This window comes from Campylobacter concisus (genome assembly GCF_003048605.1).
GTDB classification, from domain to species: domain Bacteria; phylum Campylobacterota; class Campylobacteria; order Campylobacterales; family Campylobacteraceae; genus Campylobacter_A; species Campylobacter_A concisus_BM.
The window spans coordinates 17,965-44,158 of sequence record NZ_PIRX01000010.1 but is presented as its reverse complement, the minus strand read 5'-3'; the positions used below and the strand labels follow the sequence as shown (position 1 = coordinate 44,158).

22 protein-coding genes and 6 tRNA genes are annotated in these 26,194 nt (G+C 38.8%); 1 reads left to right on the top strand and 27 read right to left on the bottom strand.

The features are described from left to right. Positions 1-64: 64 nt before the first annotated feature. The 22 genes from CVS86_RS08985 to CVS86_RS08880 form a co-directional block, all read right to left on the bottom strand. Positions 65-141 (bottom strand) — tRNA-Arg (locus CVS86_RS08985). 78 nt (positions 142-219) lie between these two features. Then, entirely contained in the window at positions 220-2,298 is a 2,079-nt protein-coding gene (fusA, locus tag CVS86_RS08980; protein WP_021090006.1) for an elongation factor G, read from the bottom strand. A gap of 12 nt (positions 2,299-2,310) precedes the next feature. Further along, complete coding sequence (gene rpsG / locus CVS86_RS08975; RefSeq protein ID WP_002941142.1) at positions 2,311-2,781, bottom strand: 30S ribosomal protein S7; 471 nt, start codon at positions 2,779-2,781, stop codon at positions 2,311-2,313. Positions 2,782-2,859: 78 nt separating this feature from the next. Continuing rightward, on the bottom strand, positions 2,860-3,255 hold the full coding sequence (gene rpsL, locus CVS86_RS08970; RefSeq protein ID WP_002941121.1) for a 30S ribosomal protein S12: 396 nt from the start codon (positions 3,253-3,255) through the stop codon (positions 2,860-2,862). 80 nt (positions 3,256-3,335) lie between these two features. Further along, positions 3,336-4,469, bottom strand: a complete 1,134-nt coding sequence (iadA, locus tag CVS86_RS08965; protein ID WP_107791664.1) for a beta-aspartyl-peptidase — start codon at positions 4,467-4,469, stop codon at positions 3,336-3,338. Continuing rightward, positions 4,466-5,878, bottom strand: coding sequence for a Na+/H+ antiporter NhaC (gene nhaC / locus CVS86_RS08960; protein ID WP_107791663.1), 1,413 nt, complete (start codon positions 5,876-5,878; stop codon positions 4,466-4,468). Before nhaC ends, iadA begins: the two co-directional genes overlap by 4 nt. Before the next feature lie 136 nt (positions 5,879-6,014). Further along, entirely contained in the window at positions 6,015-6,404 is a 390-nt protein-coding gene (locus CVS86_RS08955) for a DoxX family protein (RefSeq protein WP_107791662.1), read from the bottom strand. 133 nt (positions 6,405-6,537) lie between these two features. Next, the gene (rpoC, locus tag CVS86_RS08950) at positions 6,538-11,052 is read right to left on the bottom strand and encodes a DNA-directed RNA polymerase subunit beta' (protein ID WP_107791661.1); all 4,515 of its coding nucleotides are present in this window, start codon (positions 11,050-11,052) and stop codon (positions 6,538-6,540) included. Beyond that, positions 11,039-15,184, bottom strand: a complete 4,146-nt coding sequence (rpoB, locus tag CVS86_RS08945) for a DNA-directed RNA polymerase subunit beta (protein WP_107791660.1) — start codon at positions 15,182-15,184, stop codon at positions 11,039-11,041. Before rpoB ends, rpoC begins: the two co-directional genes overlap by 14 nt. A gap of 118 nt (positions 15,185-15,302) precedes the next feature. After that, positions 15,303-15,680: a 50S ribosomal protein L7/L12 gene (gene rplL / locus CVS86_RS08940; protein ID WP_009294518.1), complete on the bottom strand. Its 378-nt coding sequence runs from the start codon at positions 15,678-15,680 to the stop codon at positions 15,303-15,305. Positions 15,681-15,709: 29 nt separating this feature from the next. Beyond that, a complete protein-coding gene (rplJ, locus tag CVS86_RS08935) occupies positions 15,710-16,195 on the bottom strand; it encodes a 50S ribosomal protein L10 (RefSeq protein WP_107791659.1) in 486 nt (161 codons plus the stop codon). A gap of 103 nt (positions 16,196-16,298) precedes the next feature. Then, complete coding sequence (gene rplA, locus CVS86_RS08930; RefSeq protein WP_002941167.1) at positions 16,299-17,000, bottom strand: 50S ribosomal protein L1; 702 nt, start codon at positions 16,998-17,000, stop codon at positions 16,299-16,301. Positions 17,001-17,059: 59 nt separating this feature from the next. Further along, positions 17,060-17,485 (bottom strand): 50S ribosomal protein L11, encoded by a 426-nt coding sequence (rplK, locus tag CVS86_RS08925; protein WP_107791658.1) that lies wholly within the window; start codon positions 17,483-17,485, stop codon positions 17,060-17,062. 10 nt (positions 17,486-17,495) lie between these two features. Next, entirely contained in the window at positions 17,496-18,029 is a 534-nt protein-coding gene (nusG, locus tag CVS86_RS08920; protein ID WP_180385147.1) for a transcription termination/antitermination protein NusG, read from the bottom strand. 12 nt (positions 18,030-18,041) lie between these two features. Then, positions 18,042-18,221 carry a preprotein translocase subunit SecE gene (secE, locus tag CVS86_RS08915; protein WP_002941070.1) on the bottom strand — a complete coding sequence of 60 codons (180 nt, stop codon included), beginning with the start codon at positions 18,219-18,221 and terminating at the stop codon, positions 18,042-18,044. Between the two features lie 17 nt (positions 18,222-18,238). Then, positions 18,239-18,314, bottom strand: a tRNA-Trp gene (locus tag CVS86_RS08910). A 19-nt stretch (positions 18,315-18,333) separates the two neighbouring features. Beyond that, a complete protein-coding gene (gene rpmG / locus CVS86_RS08905; RefSeq protein ID WP_002941157.1) occupies positions 18,334-18,492 on the bottom strand; it encodes a 50S ribosomal protein L33 in 159 nt (52 codons plus the stop codon). Positions 18,493-18,545: 53 nt separating this feature from the next. Then, the gene (gene tuf, locus CVS86_RS08900; protein ID WP_002941132.1) at positions 18,546-19,745 is read right to left on the bottom strand and encodes an elongation factor Tu; all 1,200 of its coding nucleotides are present in this window, start codon (positions 19,743-19,745) and stop codon (positions 18,546-18,548) included. Between the two features lie 72 nt (positions 19,746-19,817). Further along, positions 19,818-19,892: transfer RNA gene (locus tag CVS86_RS08895), tRNA-Thr, on the bottom strand. Between the two features lie 124 nt (positions 19,893-20,016). Continuing rightward, positions 20,017-20,093 (bottom strand) — tRNA-Gly (locus tag CVS86_RS08890). A gap of 7 nt (positions 20,094-20,100) precedes the next feature. Then, positions 20,101-20,185 (bottom strand) — tRNA-Tyr (locus tag CVS86_RS08885). A 52-nt stretch (positions 20,186-20,237) separates the two neighbouring features. Beyond that, positions 20,238-20,313: transfer RNA gene (locus tag CVS86_RS08880), tRNA-Thr, on the bottom strand. A gap of 259 nt (positions 20,314-20,572) precedes the next feature. On the opposite strand from CVS86_RS08880, the gene CVS86_RS08875 reads away from it, so the two are divergent. Next, positions 20,573-20,821 (top strand): hypothetical protein, encoded by a 249-nt coding sequence (locus tag CVS86_RS08875; protein WP_002941090.1) that lies wholly within the window; start codon positions 20,573-20,575, stop codon positions 20,819-20,821. Here the strand turns inward: CVS86_RS08875 and CVS86_RS08870 are convergent. From CVS86_RS08870 to CVS86_RS08850, 5 genes are all read right to left on the bottom strand, one after another. Continuing rightward, positions 20,818-21,312, bottom strand: coding sequence for a transglutaminase-like cysteine peptidase (locus tag CVS86_RS08870; protein ID WP_223228736.1), 495 nt, complete (start codon positions 21,310-21,312; stop codon positions 20,818-20,820). The two genes, CVS86_RS08875 and CVS86_RS08870, sit on opposite strands and share 4 nt — an antisense overlap. A 124-nt stretch (positions 21,313-21,436) precedes the next feature. Next, positions 21,437-22,072 (bottom strand): response regulator transcription factor, encoded by a 636-nt coding sequence (locus CVS86_RS08865; RefSeq protein ID WP_107791656.1) that lies wholly within the window; start codon positions 22,070-22,072, stop codon positions 21,437-21,439. 17 nt (positions 22,073-22,089) lie between these two features. Then, positions 22,090-22,587 (bottom strand): DUF5416 family protein, encoded by a 498-nt coding sequence (locus tag CVS86_RS08860; protein ID WP_107791655.1) that lies wholly within the window; start codon positions 22,585-22,587, stop codon positions 22,090-22,092. Further along, complete coding sequence (locus CVS86_RS08855; RefSeq protein WP_107791654.1) at positions 22,587-24,053, bottom strand: HlyD family type I secretion periplasmic adaptor subunit; 1,467 nt, start codon at positions 24,051-24,053, stop codon at positions 22,587-22,589. The genes CVS86_RS08860 and CVS86_RS08855 overlap by 1 nt, the downstream gene beginning before the upstream one ends. Positions 24,054-24,055: 2 nt before the next feature. Then, positions 24,056-26,194: a type I secretion system permease/ATPase gene (locus tag CVS86_RS08850; protein ID WP_002941147.1), complete on the bottom strand. Its 2,139-nt coding sequence runs from the start codon at positions 26,192-26,194 to the stop codon at positions 24,056-24,058.

Below are 26,194 nucleotides of genomic sequence, written 5' to 3'. Positions count from 1 at the left end.
TTAAATATAAATGATTTAAAGCACTCTATACAAGATTTTTATGAGATAGTATTTAAAGCAGGAGTGGTGTCCCCAGCGAGGTTCGAACTCACGACCTCAGAATTAGGAATTCTGCGCTCTATCCAGCTGAGCTATGAGGACAAATTTAGAAGTTAGTTTAAATTTTTACTCAAGTAGTTAAATTTTAAAGGGCAGATCGCTCTGCCCTATTTTGGCTAATTAGCCATTTCTCTTTTTAATAATCTCTTCACTTACGTTTTTAGGAACTTCCTCGTAGTGATCAAATTCCATTGAATAAGTCGCACGACCTTGGGTCATTGAGCGAAGATCTGTTGAGTAGCCAAACATTTGAGCTAGTGGACAATAAGCTGCAATGATTTTTACACCATTTCTATCATCCATTGAATTTACTTGGCCACGGCGCTTATTAAGGTCACCGATAACATCACCCATATACTCTTCTGGAGTCTCAACTTCAACTTTCATCATAGGCTCAAGGATAACTGCGCCTGCTTTTCTAGCGCCCTCTTTAAAGCCCATAGAAGCAGCGAGTTTAAATGCCATTTCCGACGAGTCAACTTCGTGGTAGCTACCATCAAAAAGTGTAACTTTAACATCTTCAACTGGATATCCAGCAAGAACACCGCTTTGAAGCGCTTCTTTACAACCTTTTTCAACAGCTGGGATATACTCTTTTGGAACAACACCACCTTTGATGTCGTTAACAAATTCAAATCCACTAGCAGCTGGAAGTGGCTCGATACGTAAGAATACGTGACCATATTGACCACGACCACCTGATTGTTTAGCATACTTATACTCTTGTTCAACTGCCTTACGGATAGTCTCGCGGTAAGCAACTTGTGGCTGACCAACTTCAGCATCAACTTTAAATTCACGAAGCATACGATCAACAATGATCTCTAGGTGAAGCTCACCCATGCCACTAATGATAGTTTGTCCACTCTCTTCATCAGTGCTAACTCTAAAGCTTGGATCTTCTTGAGCTAGTTTTTGAAGAGCGATCGCCATTTTTTCTTGATCTGCTTTTGTTTTTGGCTCAACCGCAACACTAATAACTGGCTCTGGGAAGTCCATTCTCTCAAGAATAACTTTATCTTTTTCGCTTGCAAGAGTATCGCCAGTTAGAGTATTTTTTAGACCAACAACAGCACCGATTTCACCAGCGAAAAGCTCAGTAATCTCTTCACGTTTATTTGAGTGCATTTTTAGTAAGCGGCCGATTCTCTCTTTGCAGTCTTGAACTGTGTTGTAAGCGTAACTACCACTTTCAAGGCTTCCTCTATAAACACGGATAAATGTTAGCTGTCCAACAAATGGGTCGGTCATAATTTTAAACGCAAGAGCGGCAAATTCGCCATCATCTGTACTTTCAACAGTCACTTCAGTGCCATCTTCATAAACACCATTTATCGCTGCGATCTCATCTGGAGCTGGTAAATAATCAACAACAGCATCAAGTAGAGGTTGGATACCTTTGTTCTTAAACGCAGTTCCGCAAAGCATAGGTGTGATAGTCATTCTTAAGCAGCCTGCTTTTATACCTTTTTTGATCTCTTCTTCAGTTAGTTCTTCACCTGCAAAGAATTTCTCCATCAAACTATCGTCTGTCTCAGAAACAGCTTCGATTAGTTTTGCGCGGTATTCTTCAGCTTTATCTTTAACTTCAGCTGGAATTTCTTCTTCTACATAGTCAGTTGGCTTTTTCTCGTCATTCCAAACGTATGCTTTCATTCTTACAAGATCAACCACGCCTTTAAAGTTATCCTCTGCACCGATAGGAATTTGTATAGGTACTGGATTTGCTTTTAATCTTTCTCTGATCTGCTCTTCAACTCTAAAGAAATTTGCACCAATTCTGTCCATTTTATTAACAAAAACAATTCTTGGTACGTGATATTTATTTGCTTGTCTCCAAACAGTTTCAGACTGTGGCTGAACACCACCAACAGAACAAAATACCGCAACAGCACCGTCAAGAACACGCATAGAACGCTCAACCTCAATAGTAAAGTCAACGTGTCCCGGAGTGTCGATTAGGTTTACTTGGTAGCCCTTCCAAAACGCTGTAGTTGCAGCTGATGTAATAGTAATACCACGCTCTTTTTCTTGCTCCATCCAGTCCATAGTAGCAGCGCCATCATGAACCTCACCTATCTTATGGCTCATACCAGTGAAGAACAAAATTCTCTCACTAGTAGTTGTCTTTCCAGCATCAATGTGAGCCGCAATACCGATATTTCTTACCTTATGTAAAGGCGTTTTTCTCTCTGCCATACTAATTCTTTCTTACCAGCGGTAGTGAGCAAATGCTTTATTAGCCTCTGCCATCTTGTAAGTATCTTCCTTCTTCTTGAAAGATGCACCTTTTGAATTTGCCGCATCTAAAAGCTCATTTGCTAGTTTATCAACCATTGTTCTTTCGCTTCTTTTTCTAGCAAAAGTTATAAGCCAGCGGATAGCAAGAGCTTGTTGGCGAGCTGGACGAACCTCAACTGGTACTTGATAAGTAGCACCACCAACACGGCGTGATTTAACTTCTAAAATAGGTTTTACATTTTCGATAGCGTCGTTAAAAACGTCGATGCCTTTAACCTCAGCATTTTTCTTTTCGATAGCTTTAATAGCACCATACATTATCTCTGTAGCGACGCTTTTTTTGCCATCATACATAAGAGAATTAATAAATTTAGTGATTATTTTATTTCCGTAAATCGGATCAGGTAAAACTTCCCTTACAGGAGCTTTTCTTCTTCTCATTTTGATTTTTCCTTCAAATTTTTATGAAATTTTACTCAAACGTTTGCAAATTTAAGCAACGTCTGCGAACCTAATTTTTTACTTTTTTGGAGCAGCAGCGCCAGCTTTAGGGCGTTTTGCACCATATTTAGAACGAGAAACTGTTCTTTTTGCAACACCAGCAGTATCAAGTGCACCACGAACGATGTGATATTTAACACCTGGTAAGTCTTTAACCCTACCGCCGCGAACTAAAACGATACTGTGTTCTTGTAGGTTATGACCTTCACCGCCGATATAGCTGATGACTTCAAAACCGCTTGTAAGCCTAACTTTGGCAACTTTCCTCAAAGCTGAGTTTGGTTTTTTAGGAGTTGTAGTATAAACCCTAGTGCAAACTCCTCTTCTTTGAGGGCACTCTTTTAACGCTGGAGATTTTGACTTAACAGTCACTTTCTTGCGTTCATTTCTGACCAATTGATTTATGGTTGGCACAATAATTCCTTTCGACTAAATTTATTAAAAAGACCTAATTTTATTTAAAAAAAGCTTAAATAACGGTTAATAAGTTAGACTTATTCATAAGTTCCTTTTTTTATAAAACCACTGTCATCTTTTAAAATTTCACCCTTTGCAACGACAAATTTAATCTCAAATTTCTCATCGATTAGCAAAATATCTGCATCGAAATTTTCTTTTATCTCGCCTTTTTTGTTTTGCAAGGCCACGCTTTTTGCCACGTTTGTCGTAAAATATGGCAGTGCCTCCTCGATGCTAAAGCCATCTTTTACAAAATTTATAAACTCTTCATATAGGCTCTTGACGCTAGCGATGCCTATTTTTAGTAAATTTCCGTCGCTATCATAGCTAGAGTAGCTGCCAAAGCCGTCTGAACTGATGGTTATCTTATTTGTCGGTAAATTTTCTTTTTTGACGCGCTTTACAGCTTCAAGTGGCGTAAGTCCTGGCATGCAGGTAAAGTCGATATAGCCGCCATCTTTTATAAATTTAAAGCTTTGTTTAAAAAGCTCCTCGTTTCTATTTACGTGCGTTGGTTGAAATAGCGTAATCGGCATGTCGTACTCATTTAGCACTTCGTAGATCAAATTTAAGCCCTTTTTACCATCACCCATGTGAAGTGTGGTGTGGCCTGACTTCGAGCTGATCATGCCAGCCACCCTGCCAGCCGAAACTATGTGAGCTAGCTCATCTTTGCTCACGCTTGATGAGCGGTGGTCGCTTATGGCTAGCTTGGTGCCGATTATGGGATCAACAAAGACGATATCTTTTTCGATCTCGCCAGTTATGGTTGGCGTTTTAGAGCTGTATGCGCCAGTGTGAGCGTAGCATGTGATGCCCTCGTCGTTTAGCGCGTGTGCTTTTGCGACTAAATTTTCAACGCTTCTTGTCGTGCTGTCAGTTCCAAGTAGGCCAACAGCCGTCGTTATGCCAGCTTCTATTAAATTTGATAGCATGATCTCAGGCACTCTAGTCTTAAAGCCACCCTCGCCGCCGCCTCCAGTGATATGCACATGCTTATCGATAAGACCTGGTATCGCCGTGAAATTTGAAGCGTCGATCACCTTTACATTTGGTAAATTTGGCTCTAAATTTTCAGCTATGCAGACGATCTTGCCATTACATATAAATATATCTTTTTTGCCAAGAAATTTTGGCGAGTAAATTTTGACGTTTTTTATAAGTATCATTTGGCGTCCTTATTTATCTTAGCTATGCCAATGCCAGTAAGAGCTAAAATGATAGCAAAGACAACGCCCATGTAGTTTAAAATAGCCCATGGCAAATACTCTACCGTTGGTACTCCAAGTGTGGCTGTCATATATGCGCCTGCTGCTGACCAAGGGATGAGTGGGACGATCACGGTACCAGAGTCTTCAAGTGTTCTTGATAGGTTTTTGGCTGCTAAATTTTTCTCTTTATAAAAGTCTTTAAACATCTCGCCAGGGATGAGGATAGAAAGATATGAGCTACCTGTGACAAATGCGACAGTTAAGCATGAGCCGATAGTCGAGATGATGACGCCTGCTGTTGATTTGACCTTCGCCATGATGGTGTGGAGCACCTTTGTGAGCATGCCAGTTTTTGAGATGATACCAGCAAAGCCCATAGCGCAGATGACTAGGATGGTGGTTGAATTTACCGAGCTTACACCGCCTCTGTTTAGAAGCTTAGTGACATCTTTTGAAAACTCCATATTAATGCCGCTCATCGTGACGTTAAAGCCAGTCATCACTGATATAAAGCCATTTTTAAAGCTAAAATCTTGAACAATAACTCCAAGAAGCACTGAAAATAGCGAAGCTATGATCATGACAGGTATCGTTGGCCACTTTAGCACCGAGCCAGCCAAGACAAAAAGCACAGGCAAAAGCAAGATGATGTTCCAGTGAAAAATTTTATCAAGCTGACCTTGAAGTGCTAAAACCGACTCTGAAACATTTGCACCACTGCTTGCAGCCTCGCTACCAAAAAATAGATAAGCCGCTATCGCAACGATAGTTGCTGGGATAGTCGTATAAAACATATGTCTGATGTGCTCATAAAGCTCTGAGCCAGCTGCTATCGGAGCTAGGTTTGTCGTGTCTGAGAGTGGGGAGAGTTTATCGCCAAAGTATGCTCCTGCGACTACCGCACCAGCAGTTGCTGCTAAATTTACATCAAGACCTTGAGCTATGCCCATGATGGCAACACCGACTGTGCCAGCAGAACCCCAAGATGTGCCAGTTACGGTTGAGATGATAGCTGCGATGACAAAAGCTGTTAGGACTAGATACTGCGGACTTATAAGATCTACGCCGTAGTAGATGATCATAGGGATGGTGCCTGAAAATACCCACGAGCCAATGAGCAGACCGACTGCCCAGAGTATCATAAGTGCTGGCAATGAGCTTGAAATTTTCTCTATCACCCCTTCTTGAAGCTCGCTCCAACTATATCCTAGCCTCCAAGCGATGCCACCAGCCACGAGAGCTGCTATCAAAATGATCGGCTCAACCTTTAGCTTCATATAACCAACGCCAAGCGCAAGGCCTACGATCATAACCAAGATAGGCGTAAGGGCTAGCAGAAACGAAGGCTCTTTTTTTGTAGAGTTCATCATGCGTCCTTTAAATTTGAGATATTTTTTGAATTTAAAGGCTACAAACTTAAATTGTTATAAAAAAATAAAATAAATTTAAATTTTAAATAAAATTTGTGAAAATTTAGCACATTTGATATGTGCTAAATTTAGATCAGTCTTGCTTGATAGCGTATTTGCCACTACCAGTTGAAATGATACAAAGTGACATAGCGATATAAAGATATATAAGCTCTGCTTTAAAGCCATTTACATTAGTTAGCTCAAGTAAATTTGAAAACCCATAAAATGAGTACAAAATGACAAGACTAGAGCCAAAAACTAGCACTGCGCCAACCCTTGAGTAAAAACCAACGGCGATCATTATAGGGGCTAAAACCTCGCTAAGATAGGCAAAATACGCTAGAAAACTAGGCAGTCCAGCATCAACTAAAATGCTCTTTACGCCGCCAACTCCATGTAAAATTTTGCCAAAGCCATGCATAAAAAGGCAAATTCCAAGACCTAAGCGCAGAAATAAAAGTCCAAGATCGACATTTTTCATAATATCTCCGTTACATATTTTTAGTTAGGGATTTTATTTAATATTGATTAACGGCTTGTAAATTTTGAAATTTTGTAAATTTAAGTGGGGAAATTTATAAAGGGATTAAGCCCCAGAGGTGGGGCTTAATATATTAGTTTTCTTTGATCTTTATCTTTTTATCTTTATAAAAACCAGTACCAACTGGGATCATACGTCCAAGGATGACGTTCTCTTTTAGATCTTCAAGATAGTCAAATTTAGCAGCGATTGACGCCTCTGTTAAGACCTTAGTTGTCTCTTGGAATGACGCAGCAGAGATCACACTATCACTTCCGATGGCCGCTCTTGTGACACCAAGGAGGATCGGCTCAGCGATAGCTGGCTCGCCACCCATTTTCATGATGCGTTCGTTCTCTTCTTTAAATTTGTTTCTTGAAACCATGTCGCCAACGATGAAATTTGTATTTCCGCTATCGACGATTTTGACTTGGCGAAGCATTTGAGAGACGATGATCTCGATGTGCTTATCAGCGATCGCAACACCTTGGCGACGATAAACTTGCTGAATTTCACTGATCAAATAGTAGTGAAGTGCTTTTTCACCAAGAATTCTTAAGATATCGTGACTTGAGATAAGTCCGTCTGTTAGTTTCTCGCCAGCATGGACAAATTCGCCGTCTCTTACTTGGATCTGGCGGCTCTTCTCGATCAAATACTCAGCTGTCGTGCCATCTTCTGCTTGGATGATGATGCGCTCTTTTGAGCGAAGTGGCTTGTCAAATCTAACAACGCCGTCGATCTCTGCAACGATAGCTGTATTTTTAGGGCGTCTTGCCTCAAATAGCTCACTAACTCTTGGAAGACCACCAGTGATATCTTTTGACTTAGCAACAGCTTTTGGAGTCTTAGCCAAAATGTCAGCTTGGGCCACTTCATCGCCACTTGAAACAAAGATCGCAGTTTTTGGATCAAGTGGGTACTTGATCAAATGTCCGCTCTTTGTAGTGATAATAATCGCTGGTTTTACGCCACTTGGCAAATATTCGTTGATAACAAGACGTCTTTGACCAGTTGCCTCGTCAGCTTGCTCAGTCGCACTATATCCTGGCTCGACATCTTCAAAGCTAACTACACCAGCCTCTTCTGCGATAGTTGGAGTTGAGTATGGATCCCACTCAGCGATTATTAGCTTGTCATCTTTTTCAGGTAGTGAGACTACTGTTGCTCTTTCTACCGCATCATTATCTGATACTTGGATGATAGAATTTCTTGGGATATAGTGGCGAACTGCCTCACGTCCATCCTTGTCAGAAACGACAACAAAGAAGCCTTTTTCAGTTACTTTGTGACCTTTTTTGATATCTTTTAGTCTATCAAGGAAGTCACCTTTTAGTATGAAAAATTTAACCACACCATTTGCATCTGCTGTGATCTTTCTAGTTACTGGATCGCCGTCTGAAATTTTAAGCTCACTAGCATATGGGATACGATTTGGAACGTTCCAGCCCTCTTTTATTATCTCAACGATACTCTCATTCTCTTTTACCTTGTCGCCATTTGCATAAGGGATATACATCTTGCCTTCGATCTTACCGCTAACGCCAGCTAGTTCGTTTGGTTTAGCAAGGTCGTTTCTTCTGATAGTATATTTGATCTCTTCTTTTTTGCCTTTGATAACGATATTTACGTCTTCGTGAGCATATTCGATCTCGATTTTACCATCGATTGTTGATTTTATCTTTGGCTCAACAAGTAGCACAGCCGCACTTCTTCTGTTTGCAACGATTTTTTTGCCGTTGTTCTCGTATGTACTAAGGTTGTAATACCTAATAAAGCCCTCTTTTTGAGCGATGACTTGGCGGTCTTGCTGCTCAGTAGAAGCCGTACCACCAATGTGGAATGTTCTTAGCGTTAGCTGAGTACCTGGCTCACCAATTGATTGAGCTGAGATGATACCGACAGCCTCGCCTGGTTTTACAAGTTTGCCCTCGCCCAAATTTAAGCCGTAGCATTTTGCGCAAACGCCTTTTGGCGCCTTGCACGTGATAGGTGTTCTAATGCTTACTGATTTTATGCCAGCTTCTGTTATAGCCTTAGCTTTCTCTTCATCAAGCAATGTGCCTTCGCTAAATAAAATTTCATTTGTTATAGGATCGATCACATCATCTGCTAAAACACGGCCCAAGACTCTCTCTTCAAGGCTTTCGATTAGCTCGCCGCTCTCCGTGATATCTGTGATCTCAACACCCTCGTGCGTACCGCAGTCGTGCATTGTGACTTTAACGTTTTGAGCAACGTCGATTAGCTTTCTTGTTAGGTAACCAGCGTTGGCAGTTTTTAGCGCGGTATCAGCAAGACCTTTTCTAGCTCCGTGGGTTGAGTTGAAGTACTCCATTATGTTTAGACCTTCACGGAAGTTTGAAATGATCGGCGTTTCGATGATCGAGCCGTCCGGTTTTGCCATAAGACCACGCATACCAGCTAGCTGGCGAATTTGCGCTGCACTACCTCTCGCACCTGAGTCAGCCATCATATAAATTGAGTTAAATCCGCCCTTGTCACTTTGGATAAGCTTCATCATCTCGCTTGCAACGCTGTTGTTTGTATCTGTCCAGATATCGATGATCTTGTTGTATCTCTCACTATCTGTTAAAAGACCAGCGCCATATTGCTTTTGAATTTCACGAACTTTTTTCTTAGCTTCGTCGATATATTTTTGCTTGCTATCTGGCACGATGATGTCTGCGATAGAGATAGAAATTCCCGCTTTTGTAGCATATCTAAAGCCTAAATTTTTAAGCTTATCAAGGAAGTCAGCCGTTACTTCAAGGCCGCCATTTCTATAAACATAATCAACCAAATTTGCAATGTCTTTTTTCTTCATGATCTTATTCCACATATTTTCAGGGACAAAATCAGGAAGTATCGCTCTTAATATCAAGCGACCAGCCGTTGTAAAGATGATCTTGTTATCAACCATAGTTTTGATTTTAGCGTGAAGACCAAGAGTGTTAGCCTCTTCAGCGATCATTACTTCATCGACGCTTGAGAAAATTTTATTTGCACCTTTTTCATCATTTCTCTCTAGGCTTAGGTAATAAATTCCCAAAACCATATCTTGTGAAGGGACTGTGATAGCCTTACCACTTGCAGGAAGCAAGATGTTCATTGAGCTAAGCATCAAAATTTTGCACTCAGCGATAGCTTCCTGCGATAGTGGCACGTGAACAGCCATTTGGTCACCGTCGAAGTCAGCGTTGAACGCCGCACAAACTAGCGGGTGAAGCTGGATCGCCTTGCCCTCAACAAGAACTGGGTGAAACGCCTGGATAGAGAGCTTGTGAAGTGTCGGAGCACGGTTTAGCATAACTGGATAGTCTTTAACGACCTCTTCTAAGCACTCCCAAACCTCATTTGTCTTATCTTCTATCATTTTTTTAGCTTGCTTAACGGTTGTCGCATAGCCTTTTTCTTCAAGGCGAGCAAGCAAATGTGGCTTAAATAGCTCTAAAGCCATCTTCTTTGGAAGACCGCACTGATCCATTTTTAGCTTTGGACCAACGACGATAACAGAACGTCCAGAGAAATCAACACGCTTACCTAGCAAATTCTGACGGAAACGGCCTTGCTTACCTTTGATGATCTCGCTTAGTGATTTTAGTGGGCGCTTATTTGCACCTTTTACAGCGTTTGCTCTGCGGCCATTATCAAATAGCGCATCAACAGCCTCTTGAAGCATTCTCTTTTCGTTTCTGATGATGATCTCAGGTGCGTCAAGCTCAAGCAGGCGTTTTAGACGGCTATTTCTATTTATTACACGGCGATATAGATCATTTACGTCCGAAACAGCAAATTTACCACCATCAAGATTAACAAGTGGTCTAAGATCAGGCGGAAGAACTGGTAAATTTGTTATCATCATCCACTCTGGGCGGTTGCCTGAATTTAAAAAGCTCTCGATAACCTTTAGACGTTTTACGATAGTCTTTTTCTTAGCCTCAGAATTTGTAGCCTCCATCTCTTCTTGTAGCTGATTTAAAATTTGAGTTAGATCAAGCTCAGCTAGCATATCATAGATGACCTCGCCACCCATTCTTGCCGTAAAGCCACTCTCTTCATATCTTGAAGCTAGGCTTTGGTATTGCTCCTCGTTTAGAACGTCATATTTTTCAACTTTTTTAGAATTTTCATTGTCATAATAAGCCTCGCCAGCATTATCAACAATGTATGCCTCATAGTAAAGTACGCGTTCAAGGTCTTTCATCTTAATACCAAGAAGCGCACCTATACGGCTTGGCAAGAAATTTACATACCAGATGTGAGCCACTGGAGTTACAAGCTCGATGTGACCCATGCGAGAGCGACGAACTTTAGACGTTGTTACTTCAACGCCGCACTTTTCACACTTTATACCTTTATAGCGCATCTTTTTATATTTGCCACAAAGACACTCATAGTCGCGGATCGGTCCGAAAATTTTGGCACAAAACAAGCCATCACGCTCAGGTTTTAGCGTGCGGTAGTTGATGGTTTCTGGTTTTTTAACCTCGCCATAACTCCAAGATTTTATCTTCTCAGGACTTGCTAAACGAAGTTGAAAAGCTTCAAAATCACGAGGTCTATGCTCTTCTTTTATCTCAACTGGTTTTAAATTAGTTAGTTTCATTTGTCTCATCCTCATCATATACTTCCACATCAAGAGCTAGTGATTTTAGCTCGTTTGTTAGAACAAAGAACGTCTCAGGGATACCAGTCTCAGGAACGTTTTCACCTCTTGTTAAAGCTTTGTAAGCAGAGAGTCTTCCCTCAACATCGTCTGATTTTACAGTTAGCATCTCTCTTAGTGTATGAGCAGCACCATAAGCCTCAAGTGCCCAAACTTCCATCTCACCAAACCTTTGACCACCAAATAGCGCCTTACCACCGACAGGTTGTTGTGTAACAAGGCTGTATGGTCCAGTACTTCTTGCGTGAACTTTTTCATCAACCAAGTGGTGAAGTTTTAACATATACATACAACCAACATTAACGCGTTCTCTTATCTTTGAGCCTGTACGTCCGTCATATAGCTCAGTTTTACCGTCGCTATCTATCTTTGCCATCTCAAATAATTTTGCAAATTCGTCAGCTTTAACGCCTTCAAAAATCGGAGTTGCAAATCTTACGCCATTACTCCAATCTTTTGCATACTCAAGAAGCTTCTCATCGCTCATCTTACCAAGAGCTTTTTTAGCATCCATTAGCTTAGCAACGCTTGCAATCTCTATCATCTTAGCTCTTAACTCTTTTATCCACTCACCTTTTTTGGTCTCAAAAATTTCATTGATCTGCTCGCCTAAGCGGTAACCAACAAGACCAAGGTGGCTCTCTAAAATTTGACCTATGTTCATACGGCTTGGAACGCCTAGTGGGTTTAGAACGATATCAACGATCTGACCGCTTGGAAGATACGGCATATCGACTTCTCTAACTATATTTGAAACGATACCTTTGTTTCCGTGACGTCCAGCCATCTTATCGCCAACTTTTAGTTTGCGTTTTGTAGCTATATAAACCTTTACAAGTTTTACAACGCCGCTTGGTAAAATATCATCTTTTTCTAAAATTTCTATCTTAGCGTCGTGCTCTTCTTTAAGCTTTTTCTTCTCATTTTGGAAGTAATTTTTTAGCTCATCATATTTCTTTTGGATATCTTTTGAAAAGCTCTTTACGATAGCATTTAGGGTAAATCTATTGATATTCTCAAAGTCAGCCTTGTTGATCTTTGAGCCCTTTTTATACTCTTTTTTATTTACCTCTTGGTCGCTCGCTAGTGGGTTTTTAGAAAGAAGCGCTGTAACTTTTAGCATCTCTTCGCGGTCTAGCATAAGCAGTCTATCGTGGTGCTCTTTTTCTAAAAGTGTCTTCTCCTCTTCATAAGCCTTGTTCGTTCTGCTATCTTTTTCATAGCCTTTTTTGGTAAAAATTTTAACATCAACAACCACGCCTTCCATCGAAGCTGAAGCATAGAGCGATTTATTTACAACGTGACCAGCTTTTTCGCCAAAGATCGCACGCAAAAGTCTTTCTTCTGGAGTTGGTTTAACTTCGCCTTTTGGAGATACTTTACCAACAAGGATCATGCCAGGCTTGATCTCTGTACCGATTTTGACGATACCGCTTTCATCAAGGTGCATAAGCTCCTCTTCTTTGACGTTTGGTATATCTTTTGTTATCTCTTCAACGCCGTCTTTTAGCTCACGAGCCTCAATCTCTTTTTCATAGATATGAACGCTCGTAAAGGCATCTTCACGTATCATTTTTTCACTAATAACGATCGCGTCCTCGTAGTTGTAGCCATTCCAAGGCATAAATGCGATTAACGCGTTTTTACCAATAGCTAGCTCGCCTTTTTCCATGCTTGGACCATCGGCTATTATCTGACCAGCAACGATCTCATCACCTTTTTTAACGATCGGATGTTGTGAAAATGTCGTATTTTGGTTTGTTCTTAAATTTTTCTCTAAAGAGTAGTGATCGATATATGGACCGGCTTCATCTTCACCAAGAATAAAGATGTTTTTATTATCAACCTTTTCAACTACGCCACCACGTTTTGCTTTTACGCTCTCCCAGGCATCTCTTGCGATAACGCTCTCCATACCTGTTCCAACGATCGGGGCAGTTGAGCGAAGCAGTGGCACAGCTTGACGCTGCATGTTTGAGCCCATAAGCGCACGGTTAGCGTCATCGTGCTCTAGGAATGGGATAAGCGAAGCTGCAACACCAGCTATCATACCAGAGCAAAGGTCGATCAGGGTAACATCTTCTCTACGAGCAAGCATCATCTCGCCCTCTTTTCTAACCTCGATCAAGTCCTCAACGATATGTCCGTTTTCATCGAGCTTGGTCGATGCTGGAGCGATAACATTGCCCTCTTCTTGAGTTGCAGTTAGATAGACTATCTCATCAGTCACCTTGCCATCAACGACCTTTTTATATGGCGCTTCAACAAAGCCAAGGTCATTTACTTTTGCATAAGTTGAAAGAGTGTTTATAAGACCGATATTTTGACCTTCTGGGGTCTCAACTGGACAAATTCTGCCGTAGTGAGTTGGGTGAACGTCACGCACCTCAAATCCAGCACGCTCTTTTACCAAGCCGCCCTCGCCAAGTGCAGATAGACGGCGCTTGTGAGTAACCTCACTAAGTGGGTTTGTCTGATCCATAAACTGGCTTAGCTGACCGCCTGTGAAAAATTCCATAATTGTCGCTGTAATCATTTTTGGATTGATAAGATCATAAGGCATGATCTCATCAGTGTTATTGCTTAGACTTGTAAATTTATCACGGATAGCCTTTTGCATCTTAACAAAGCCAAGGTGAAGCTCGCTAGCAAGTAGCTCACCGATAGATCTTATACGGCGGTTGCCAAGGTGGTCGCGGTCATCGATGTGGCCTTGTCCATTTTTAACTTTTATAAGATATTTTGCAGTTTTGATGATATCTTCGCTAGTTAGCAAAGTAACATACTCTGGCACATCAAGCGAAAGCTTGTGGTTCATCTTCATACGACCAACTTTTGTTAAGTCATATCTTTCAGGATTAAATAATATATCATTTACAAAGCTCTTTGCAGCCTCTTTAACTACTGGCTCGCCAGGTCTCATAACCTTATAAATTCTAATCGCAGCAAGGTCATTTTCATCATCAACGCCCTCAGTTTGTTTTAAAACCTTAAGCATATCATTATCAGCTATAAATGAATTTATAATAGCGTCGTCAACACCGGCTGCAGAGTTGTTTATGATTTCGATACTTTCATGCTCAGCTAAAATTTTTGCAAGTTTATTCTCATCAAGAGCAGATAGTGTGTCATATAAAATTTCGCCGCTTTCTGTGTTTATCACAGGGTTTGCTAAATATCTACCAATAAGTGCTTCGATCGGATACTCAACAAATTTAACGCCATCTTCGATTAATTTATCAGCTTTTTTCTTTGTTAGACGCTTGCCAGCTTGGTGAAGAACCTCTCCATCTTCATTTTTTATATCATACTCAACTCTTCCTAGATAATCCTCTGGATTGAAAAGAGTTAAAAATTTATTATTTTTAATAACTAAATTTTGTATCGGATAAAATAGCTTAATAATGTCTTGTTTTTTATATCCTAATGCCCTAAACAAGATAGTTACAGGCACTTTTCTACGCTTATTTATCCTAACATATAAAATGTCTTTTGTATCATATTCAAAGTGTAGCCAAGAGCCACGATCTGGGATTATTTGAGCTGTATAGATCAGTTTATTTGCAACTGTCGCACTCTCTTCTTGCTTAAAGATAACGCCAGGGCTTCTATGAAGTTGATTTACAACAACACGCTCAACACCATTTATAATAAATGAAATTCTATCTGTCATCAACGGAATTTCACGTATAAAAATTTCTTGCTCTTTTATATCTTTAACGCCAACTTTATCACCAGTCTTATCATCTTTTTCATGAACGATAAGGCGTATTTTCATTTTTAAATTTACAGAGTATGTAAGACCTCTTTCTATGCACTCTCTGATTGTGTATTTTGGTTTTCCAATCTCTGAACTAACATATTCTAAAGTCAAACGATTTTGCGGATCATGTATAGGAAAAATCGACTTAAAAACTTTTTCGATACCGCTTTCTGTCTGATTGTTATTTAGATTTAAAAAATTATCAAAGCTCTTTTTTTGTAGTTGTAGTAGGTTCGGAACGTCTATCTCTTTAACGACATTAGAGAAGTCAACTCTAAGACGATTTCCTGAGTATAAGCTATTTAACATTGCATCTACCTCGTGGTAATTTTGAAAGAAAAGTATAGCCTTTTAACAAGGCATCTAAAATTTAAAAAAGAGAGAGCCTCTGCCCTCTCTTGAAATATTAAGCCTAAATAATAAAAAATTATTTAAGTTCAACCTTAGCACCAGCCTCTTCAAGCTCTTTTTTAGCTGCTTCAGCTTCGTCTTTGCTAACGCCTTCTTTAAGAACAGATGGAGTTCCTTCAACTGCGTCTTTAGCCTCTTTAAGGCCAAGACCAGTAAGTGCTCTAACAACCTTAATAACGTTGATTTTCTTATCACCAGAATCAACAAGAACGATGTTAAATTCTGTTTTTTCTTCAGCAGCAGCTGCACCACCAGCAGCAGCTGCACCACCAGCTACCATTACAGGAGCTGCGCTAACACCAAATTTCTCTTCGAACTCTTTAACAAGTTCGCTAAGTTCAAGTACAGAAAGATTAGATATAAACTCTAATACGTCTTCTTTTGTAATTGCCATTTTTAATCCTTATTATTTTTTAATTTTAATTAAGCTGATTGTTCTTTTTTCTCTTTAAGCGCATTCAACCCAATTGTGAAATTTTGAATTGGCGCATTCCAAACTTGCAAAAGCATCGCAATAAGCTCATCACGGCTAGGCATTTTAGATAGAGCTTTAACTTTATCAACGCTTGCAACTTCGCCATCGATATATGCTGTTTTAATTTTGAAAAGGTCAGCATTAGCCTCTTCAAATTTTGCGGCTACTTTAGTTACTGCTAATTGATCTTCACTCCAAAGATAGATGTTTGTATCTTTAAGTTCCATTCCGACTTTATCAGAATTTTTAAGAGCAATACTTGCAAGAGTATTTTTAATAACTTGAACTTTTACATTTTGTTCTTTTGCAGAATTTCTTAAAACTTCAAGTTTTTTAACTGAAAGACCACGATAGTCACAAACTACAATAGCTTCAGCAGTTTTAAATTCACTCTCTAATTTTGCAACAACTTCAGTTTTTTCGTTACGTGTCACTTTTTCTCCTTTCCGACCGGTAATTTCAAGCAGAGCGGGTCGAATCAATTAAGCCCAATGGCCTCGGCTATCTCCAATCTAAGATATAAATTTGTCTAAATTCTTATTTTAAGTCCATAACCTCTTGAGTATCAAGAGTTACAGAAGGGCTCATTGTTAATGACAATGAAGCATTTTTTACATATCTACCTTTTGCAGTCGCAGGTTTATGCTTATTAATAGCTTTAATAAATGTTGAAATATTTTCATTTAATTGTTCTTTAGTAAAATTGACCTTACCAAGACCTGCATGTATATTTCCTTGCTTATCAACACGGAAATTCACTTGACCACTTTTTGCATTATTAACAGCTTGTGCAACATCCATTGTAACTGTTCCAGTTTTTGGATTTGGCATTAAACCTTTAGGTCCCAAAATTCTACCGACTTTACCTACAAGACCCATTAAATTTGGAGTAGCTATAAGAACATCAAAGTTCATTATACCTTTTTGGATATCCTCAACTAGATCATCAGCACCAACTATGTCAGCACCAGCAGCTTTTGCCTCATCAGCTTTAGCATCTTTTGCTATAACAGCAACTCTCACAACTTTACCTGTACCAGCTGGCAAAACAACTGAACCACGAACCATTTGGTCAGCATGTCTTGGATCAACATTTAATTTTAATGCAATCTCAACTGTCTCATTAAATTTAGCAGAAGCTAGAGTTTTTACTGTATCGATAGCTTCGCTAAGGTTATAAATTTTATCTTGCTCTACTTTTTTGAGCAATTCTTGAAATCTCTTACTAGTTTTTCCCATAAATTTCTCCGCATATAAATTGCTTCCGTCTTTTGAAAATCAACCTGACGGTAAAGGTTTTAGTCTATTACTTCGACACCCATTGAACGAGCTGAACCAGCAATAATCTTAGCTGCTTGCTCTTTATCGTTTGTATTTAAATCAACAAGTTTTTTCTCAACTATTTCTAAAACTTGAGCTTTTGTTAATTTACCTACTTTATTTTTTAAAGGATTATCTGTTCCTTTTGCTATACCTGCAGCCTTTTTGATAAGGTCCGTAGCAGGTGGTTGTTTTGTGATAAATGTAAAACTTTTATCAGCATAAACAGTAATAACAACTGGGATATTAAATCCAACCATATCTTTTGTTTTTTCATTAAAGGCTTTACAAAATTCCATAATATTAACGCCCTTTTGTCCTAATGCTGGACCAACTGGCGGGCTAGGATTTGCTTTTGTTGCGGCAATTTGTAATTTTATTTCACCTATAACTTTTTTAGCCATTTCTTGCTCCTTAAATTATCTTCTCAACTTGTGAATACAAAATATCAACAGGGGTACTTCTACCAAAAATAGAAACATTGAGTCTAAGCTTACCATGTATCATATCGTATTCTTCAACAATACCTGTAAAGTTAGCAAAAGGACCTTCTGTTATGCGAACGCTTTCACCATCCTCAAAAAATATTTTAGGTTTTGGTGCCGCTCTTTTTTGAACTTTTTCCAAGATAGTATTTATATCTTTTTCAGTCAATGGTGTAGGCTTTTTAGCCTCACCAATAAAACGTCCAACCTTTGGTAAAGACTGAATCTTATGCCAAAGAGCTGTATCAAGATCTAAACATGCAAAAGCATATCCAGGATAAAGAGTTCTTTCATTAATTTTTTGCTTACCGTTTTTTATCTCTATTACGTCTTCTGTAGGAACGATAACTTCTTTTAGTTGATCTTCGATACCGTGATCTCTAACTAAATTTTCAATTCCTCTTTTTACTGCCATTTCGCTACCAGCGTAAGTTTGTATAGCATACCATTTGTGTGACATTATTTTTTCCTCATTCTATATAACTTTAGAAAGAACAAAGGACATAATAACATCAACAAGAGCTAAAAAAAGTGAAACAACAGCGACCACGATAAAAACTGCAATAAAAGCATTTCTAATTTGTTCTTTAGTAGGAAAGATAACTTTCATTATTTCCAATTTAGATAGCTTTATATAATTTATAAATTTTTCCATAATCTTAACCTTAATTGTGGCAGGGCAAGAGGGATTCGAACCCCCAACCATTGGATTTGGAATCCAGCGCTCTACCGTTGGAGCTATTGCCCTAATAGCTACTTATTCTTAATTAGCTTTTTAGCTTAACTTCTTTATGAACAGTATGTTTTTTTAATCTTGGGCAATATTTTTTGAGCTCAACCTTATCTGTAGTGGTTTTGCTGTTTTTTGTAGTAGTATAATTGATATCACCACACTCAGAGCATTTTAAACCGATTTTAATTCTCATATATATTCCTTATAGAAAGCCAAAGGGTTTCCCCTTTGGCATAATTTTATAAATTAACCAAGTATTTTTGAAACAACACCTGAACCAACAGTTCTACCACCTTCACGGATAGCAAAACGAGTACCTTCTTCAAGTGCAACTGGAGCGATAAGCTCAACAGAAATTCTTACGTTATCACCTGGCATAACCATCTCTGTGCCTTCTGGTAATGTAATAGAACCAGTAACATCAGTTGTTCTTACGTAGAATTGTGGTCTATAGTTGTTAAAGAAAGGAGTATGGCGACCGCCCTCTTCTTTAGTTAGAATATAAACCTCACCCTCAAATTTTGTGTGAGGAGTAATTGATTTAGGTTTGCAAAGAACCATACCACGCTCAACGTCTTCTTTTTTAGTACCACGAAGAAGAACACCAACGTTATCGCCAGCTTCACCTTGATCCATCTCTTTTCTAAACATCTCAACACCAGTAACTGTTGTTGTTTGTGTAGGTTTGATACCAACGATTTCTATTGTGTCACCAACTTTAACAACACCTTTCTCAATTCTACCTGTTACAACTGTACCACGACCTGAAATTGAGAAAACGTCTTCGATTGGCATAAGAAGATCTTTATCCGTAGCACGAACTGGAGTTGGGATATAGCTATCAACCGCATCCATTAGTTCCATAATTTTTGCTGACCATTCGCCATCTTGTCCAGCTTTTGCCTCTTCAAGAGCTTTAAGTGCTGAACCAGAAACTATTGGAGTATCATCACCTGGGAAGTTATACTCGTTAAGTAGTTCGCGAATTTCCATTTCAACTAGTTCAAGTAACTCAGCGTCATCAACCATATCTGCTTTGTTCATGAAAACAACGATATAAGGAACACCAACTTGGCGAGATAGCAAGATGTGCTCTCTTGTTTGTGGCATTGGGCCGTCTGCTGCAGAAACAACTAGAATAGCACCGTCCATTTGGGCAGCACCAGTAATCATGTTTTTTACATAGTCGGCGTGGCCTGGGCAGTCAACGTGAGCATAGTGACGTTTTTCTGTCTCATACTCAATGTGTGAAGTAGCAATTGTAATACCACGCTCTTTCTCTTCTGGAGCATTATCAATATTATCATAATCTTTTAGCTCAGCAAGACCTTTGCGTGAAAGAACAGCAGATATTGCAGCTGTTAAAGTAGTTTTACCATGGTCAACGTGACCGATAGTGCCTATGTTTACGTGTGGCTTGTTGCGTGAAAATTTTTCTTTAGCCATCTTTTCCTCCGTTATGATATGTGTCTTTATCTAATTCAAATTCGTATAGTAATATAAAATCATATAAACCAGTGGAGCTCATAGCGGGACTTGAACCCGCGACCTCTTCCTTACCAAGGAAGTGCTCTACCTCTGAGCCATATGAGCGAAAAACGCTTGGCTGAGATGATTTTAATCAACATACAAACAACTAAAAATTCATGAAAATAAAGATGGAATAACTGTGTTTAGTAAAATCTAGATACAGCTCCCAGTTTACTTTCCCAAATTTTGGAGCGGGAAACGGGGCTCGAACCCGCGACCCTCAGCTTGGAAGGCTGATGCTCTAGCCAACTGAGCTACTCCCGCATAACAATGGTGGTGAGACGTGGATTCGAACCACGGAAGACATAGTCAGCAGATTTACAGTCTGCCCTCGTTGGCCGCTTGAGTATCTCACCTTAAACATTAATAAGTTATTTTGGTATTTTCTGGTCAAACACTGTTACAAAATGGAGCTGGTGAACGGACTTGAACCGCCGACCCACTGCTTACAAGGCAGTAGCTCTACCAACTGAGCTACACCAGCACCTGTTTTGTGAAGTGGCAATTATAGCCCAAAATAAAATAAAAGTCAAGGAGATTTTGAAAAATATTTTATCTAATTTTTTTGCAATCAAAAATTAGATAAAATTTATAAAAATTTCAAAAAACAGCCCACTAATCTGAGCCCCTTTTACCAAAAATCAAAGATAAATTTTACATATATAAAATTTCATATTTTCATAGTTTTATTTTTTTTAAAAGCTAAAATTTCTATAATTACAAAAAATTACAAAGGATTTAATATGCAATTTTTACCTTGGGCGGTAATTTTACTGCTAATTTACGTGATCTACTTCTTAATGATCCGCTATGAAAAAAAGATAGCGACGCTAAGTAAGATGATCGAGCAAAACAGTGATGGCATCAAAGAAAATAGAGACCTTATAGGTCAAAACAGATCACTAATCGAGAAAAATAAACACAACATTGAGAAAAATACTAAAGATATTACAACAAATGTTGAAAAAATAGACATCGACTTGGAAGATTAATTCTTCCAAAATTTCTCTTCTTTTTCTTTTTTTATCAAATTTTCGTAAGTTTGCATTCTTATATTTACTGGCTCCAAATTTATGCCATCTTTTTTTATCTTAAAATATTTTCCATCCATCAAGCAATACTCTGGTACCAAGTCGTAGCGCTTCGAAAGTGGCAAAACTCTAAAGCTTAGATTATCCAGTATCAAAGGCTCTTTGTGTAAATTTTCCCAAACAGCTAGCACCATATGATATTTTTTTGTATTTTTTTCCTGAACGACTAGAAGGCATTTTTGATTATCTACACCAAGATCTTTTAGGCTATCACGCTTTGATATCGCGTACTCCTCGCAGTCTCCACCACCTCGCCTTAAAAACTCGCTCCTAGTGCTCCACACATCGACATTTGTATTGTAAAAATCATCATATCTTGGCATTAAGGAATTTAAGTATGAATTTATGAGTTCTAGCTTTCTTATAAAGCTTTCGTGTTCTATTTTTTTCATAAAATTTGCATAGTGATTTAGGATATTTTTGCAAATTTGATTTTTGCATTGAGATATATTTTTTGGAGAAATTTCAAAATTATTTGCAAAAAGTGGAGAGACAAAAAAGAAAAGAAGCAAAATTTTACGCATGTAGCTGCTTCATTAAAAGTACAAGACCTATTCTATCTTTCACATTTAGTTTGCTATAAATCGACGTGGTGTGTGCCTTTACTGTCCTTAAAGTAATGCCTGTTTGCTCTGAAATTTCATTGTTTGTTAGACCTTGGTAGATTAAGTTTGCGATCTCTTTTTCACGTGAGCTAAGCTCGCTTAGATCAGACTTTTTCTCTAAAGTCCCACTTTCATTATTTATATATGAGCCAGTTAGCTCTCCGATCATCGCTTGGATAAATTCTGGATAAAGCCAAACTTTGCCATTTAAAATCGTCTCAAAGGCATCTTCAAAGTGCGTTTTTCTCATGTGTGAGTTTGCATATCCTTTGACACCAAGAGCCAGCAGATGTTTGCCTTCACTAAATTTTGGTTCGTTTGCAAGGATTAGACATTTTATATTTGGAAAAGTTTCATGAATGGTTTTAATATTTTCATCAAGGCTATCTTTAAAAGCATTTGTATCGATACCGACGATATCAACCTCGTCGTTTAAATTTGCAAAAAAATCCTTTTTATTGTGAGTAAATTTCACATCATCATCTGAAAAATATCCTCGCCAAAGATTATTAAGCGAACCATTTTGAGTAAAAAAAACCACATTCATAACCATGTTTCCTTATATCACATATAGGTTTGCTCGTAAATTTTTGACTCATTTACGAAAACGATCAAGTAGCGCTCCTTGCCACTATTTGCCTCAAATTTATAACTAAAAGTGGATAAGAATTTCTCAACCACTTCTTTGCCTTCTTTTAAAAAGATACTCATCTCAAAACAACCATTTGATATGGCATATCTATATGGCACGCTAAGAGATAGTAAATTTAGATCAAAGTCCAAGCTATCGCTGCTTTCATCGTAGCCACTAATTGATATTTTAATGCTGCTTACTAGCTCATCTTCTATCTTTAGCCCAGCTAAGCTGATATGCTCTTCTTTTTTTAAATTTATCATCTCATCAAAGCTTTTTTCACAGTCTTTAAAGAGAAATTTAACGACCTCTCTTCCGATTAAATCGCATATTTTGCCATCATTTACAATGATAAATTCATCAGCCAGCTTTGCTCTTGAAATTTGATATTCGCTAAAATTTCGCTCAAAGCTAGCTGACTTTTGCATTATCGCTCCGTTAAAGCGTTTTGTTTTGCTTTTAAGATAGGTTTTAGCAAATAGTCAAGTATCGTCTTTTTACCAGTGATGATATCAGCTGAAACTATCATGCCAACCTTGATCCTAAGTGGCTTCTCTTCGCTACCAAGATAGTTTTTCTCAGTTTCTATCCTGACTAGATAGTAGCTCTCACCTGTTTTTTCATTTGTCTCAGTATCGGCACTGATCTGCGTTACTTTGCCTTTTAAGCCGCCATAAATACTAAAATCATACGCCGTAAATTTAACCATCGTATCAAGTCCAGGTCTTAAGAACGCAACATCGGCTGGCTTAACCTTTACCTCAGCGATGAGCTTATCTTCTAGTGGGACGATCTCAGCGATATTTTCACCTGGCTTGATGACGCCAGAGACTGTATGCACCATCATCTTACTAACGATACCATTTACCGGAGATCTTACATAAGTTCTTTCGACCCTATCACTTAGGCTGATTTGCGACTCGTTTATCCTTGCGATCTCAGCAGAGACTTCGTTTAGCTCTTTTTTTGCATTGTTTTTAAATGCCAGCTTTGCCTCTTCTATCTTATTTTTCGCCTCTTTTATGGTTGATTCGACCCTTGGTACAGCAAGCACAGATGCGTCAAGCTCACCCTTTAGGTCATTTACACGTCTTTGAAGCTGGATATACTCGACCTCGCTAACAAGACCTTTTTTAAAGATAGGCTCCATGATCGCTTTTTCTTTTAAAACAAGGTTGTAGCTATTTTGAGTTTGAGAAATTTTATTTCTAAGCTCATTTAGCTCACTTTGGCGCTGGTGAATTTGCTCTGTTAAAATTCCTATTTGCTCATTTAAGTGATCGATGTTTGAGTTATGCAAGCTTATCTCGTATCTTACAGCTTTGCTATTATTCGCATCTCTTGTTTCGTTGTAGTCAAATTCTTTATCATTTGCTTCAGCATCAAGCCTCATAAATTTAGCCTGAAGCTCATCAAGTCTTAGCTTTGACTCGCCGTAGCTACTTGTAAAGTTTTTATTATCAAGTCTGATTAAAATTTGATCTTTTTTAACCTCATCGCCCTCTTTTACAAAAATTTGATCCACGATACCACCCTCAAGGTTTTGTATCGCTTGGTTTTTGCCTGATGGGATGATCTTGCCACTACCTCTTGTTATCTCATCTATCTGCGCCCACGAAGCCCAAAGAAGTAGCCAAAATACAGTTATGCTAACTGCATAAAGTATCTTTTTTGAGGTTGATGGAGCTTTTGCCAAAACTGCTTCTGAGAGGCTTGACATAAATTTTAAGTCATAAGCATCGTAGTTTTTTGCTTGGATGTTTGACTTGATGCCATCTACGCTATTTAAAATTTGATCTCCAGCGCTCTCTTGATCTTTTATGTCGCTTTTTTGAACTGGCTTTTCGTCTGGCTTTAAATTTTCATTTTGTTGTTTTTTTATATCTTCTTGCATAATCACTTCCCACTAAGTCTAGCTAAAACTTCGTCTCTTGGACCATCTAGTAAAATTTTGCCGTTATCCATCACTATGAGCCTATCAACAAGATCAAGCATCGATGTTCTGTGAGTTACTAAAATCATAGTTTTATTTACGGTATTTACCTTTAAATTTGCTTTTAGCTTGCTCTCAACTGTGTTGTCTAATGAATTTGTAGGCTCGTCAAGCAAGATGATAGGACTATCAAGCAAAAATGCCCTAGCCACAGCTATACTTTGACGCTGACCGCCGCTAATGCCATCACCTCTTTCAAATACTGGCATATCAAAACCGAGTGGGTGAGCATTGACATATTCATCTACGCCACTTACCTTAGCAGCTTTAATGATCTGCATATCATCGACATATGGAGCTTTTTGAACGATATTTTCTCTAACCGTTCCTTTAAATAGCACAACATCTTGTGGCACGTAGCCGATATTTCTTCTAAGGTCAGCTGGGTCTATCTGGTTGATATCTATACCATCAATTAGCACTGAGCCTTCAGTCGGTGCATAAAGACCTAGGATTATCTTTTGTAAGGTTGTCTTACCAGAGCCATTTCTACCGATGATGCCTACTTTCTCGCCTGGCTGAATGACAAAATTTATCCTATCAAGTGAGCCTTTTGTAGTATCTGGATATGTAAAGCTAACGTTTTTAAACTCTATCTTGCCCTCAAAAGAATTTCTTCTAACAAATTTCTTGCCCTCAGGCCTTTCAACTGGCATCTGCATGATCTTACTAAGGCTTTGATAAGCTGTCTTTGTCTGCTCGAAATTTGCAGCTAGTGAGGCTACTTGACCCATAGGGGCGATCGCACGAGAACTAAGCATAACAGCAGCGATCAAACCACCCATAGTAAGGTGCGTATCTTGTATCATATAAACGCCAAGAACGATGATAGCGATAGTGTTTAACTGCACCAAAAATGAAGTCACGGTTGTGATCGAAGTAGTGATTATTTTTGATTTGATACTTCTGTTTGCTATCTCGCCAGTCGCCTCCTCCCAGTTCCACTGCACGTGTCCGCTAGCACCAAGAGTTTTAATGGTCTCTAAGCTACTAAGACTCTCTATCAAAATTCCATTTTTCATAGCTGAAGCCTCAAATGTGCTTTTGATCGCATTTTGAAGTGGATCTTTTATAAAAAATGTGTAGCACAAAATAGCTATCATGATAACGATAGGCACAAGCACAAGGTAGCTTCCAATAAAATAAGTAACTATCAAGAAGATTAACGCAAATGGTAGATCCACAATGGCAGCAAGCGACGCAGATGAGAAGAAATTTCTAACTGTGTCAAATTCTTTTAAGTTGCTAGCAAATGAACCAACCGACTTTGGCTTATTGCTAAATTTCATATCCATGACGCGCTCAAACAAGATAGAGCTCATAATGATATCGCTCTTCTTGCCTGCGATCTCAAGAAAATATGAACGAACAAATTTTAAAAATAGATCGATACCATAAACAACACTCACGCCAAGTGCTAGAACCCAAAGTGTCTCAACTGCGTTATTTGGTACAACGCGGTCATAGACGTTCATCGTAAAGAGTGGGCTTGCAAGGACAAATAAGTTTATGATAAAGCTTGCTATCACGACATCAAAGTAAATTTTCTTAGAGCGCTTTAAAGTGCCCCAAAACCAGTGATCATTGCCAGCGTCGATAAGCTTTGTCGAGCTTGTATCTTCTGGGACAAATTCACGTTTTAGGTAGTAAGCATAGCCTAGATACTCATCTTTTAGCTTGCTTGTTTCTATCGTGCTAGTGCCAGTTGAAAGATCGGGCGTGATGATGTTTGCCATCTTTTTGTCTTCGCTGAAAGATTGCAAGATGCACGCTTTTTTGCCTCTAAGCATCAAGATACAAGGCAAAACTAAAGGCGAAATTTGATCAAGGTCTTTTCTGACAAGCGTCGATGCAAAGCCAGCACGTGAAGCTGCACGAGAAAATAAAGACTTCGAGCTCTTTAGTGAAAAAAGCTCGATCTCTTCGCCATCTTTTACAGGCAGACCGATAGTCAAAGCATCGGCACTATATGGGTTATTATGAAGTTTGGTAAAGATCACCAAACATTGAAGCAGTTCGTCTTTTATCTTATCGCTATGCAT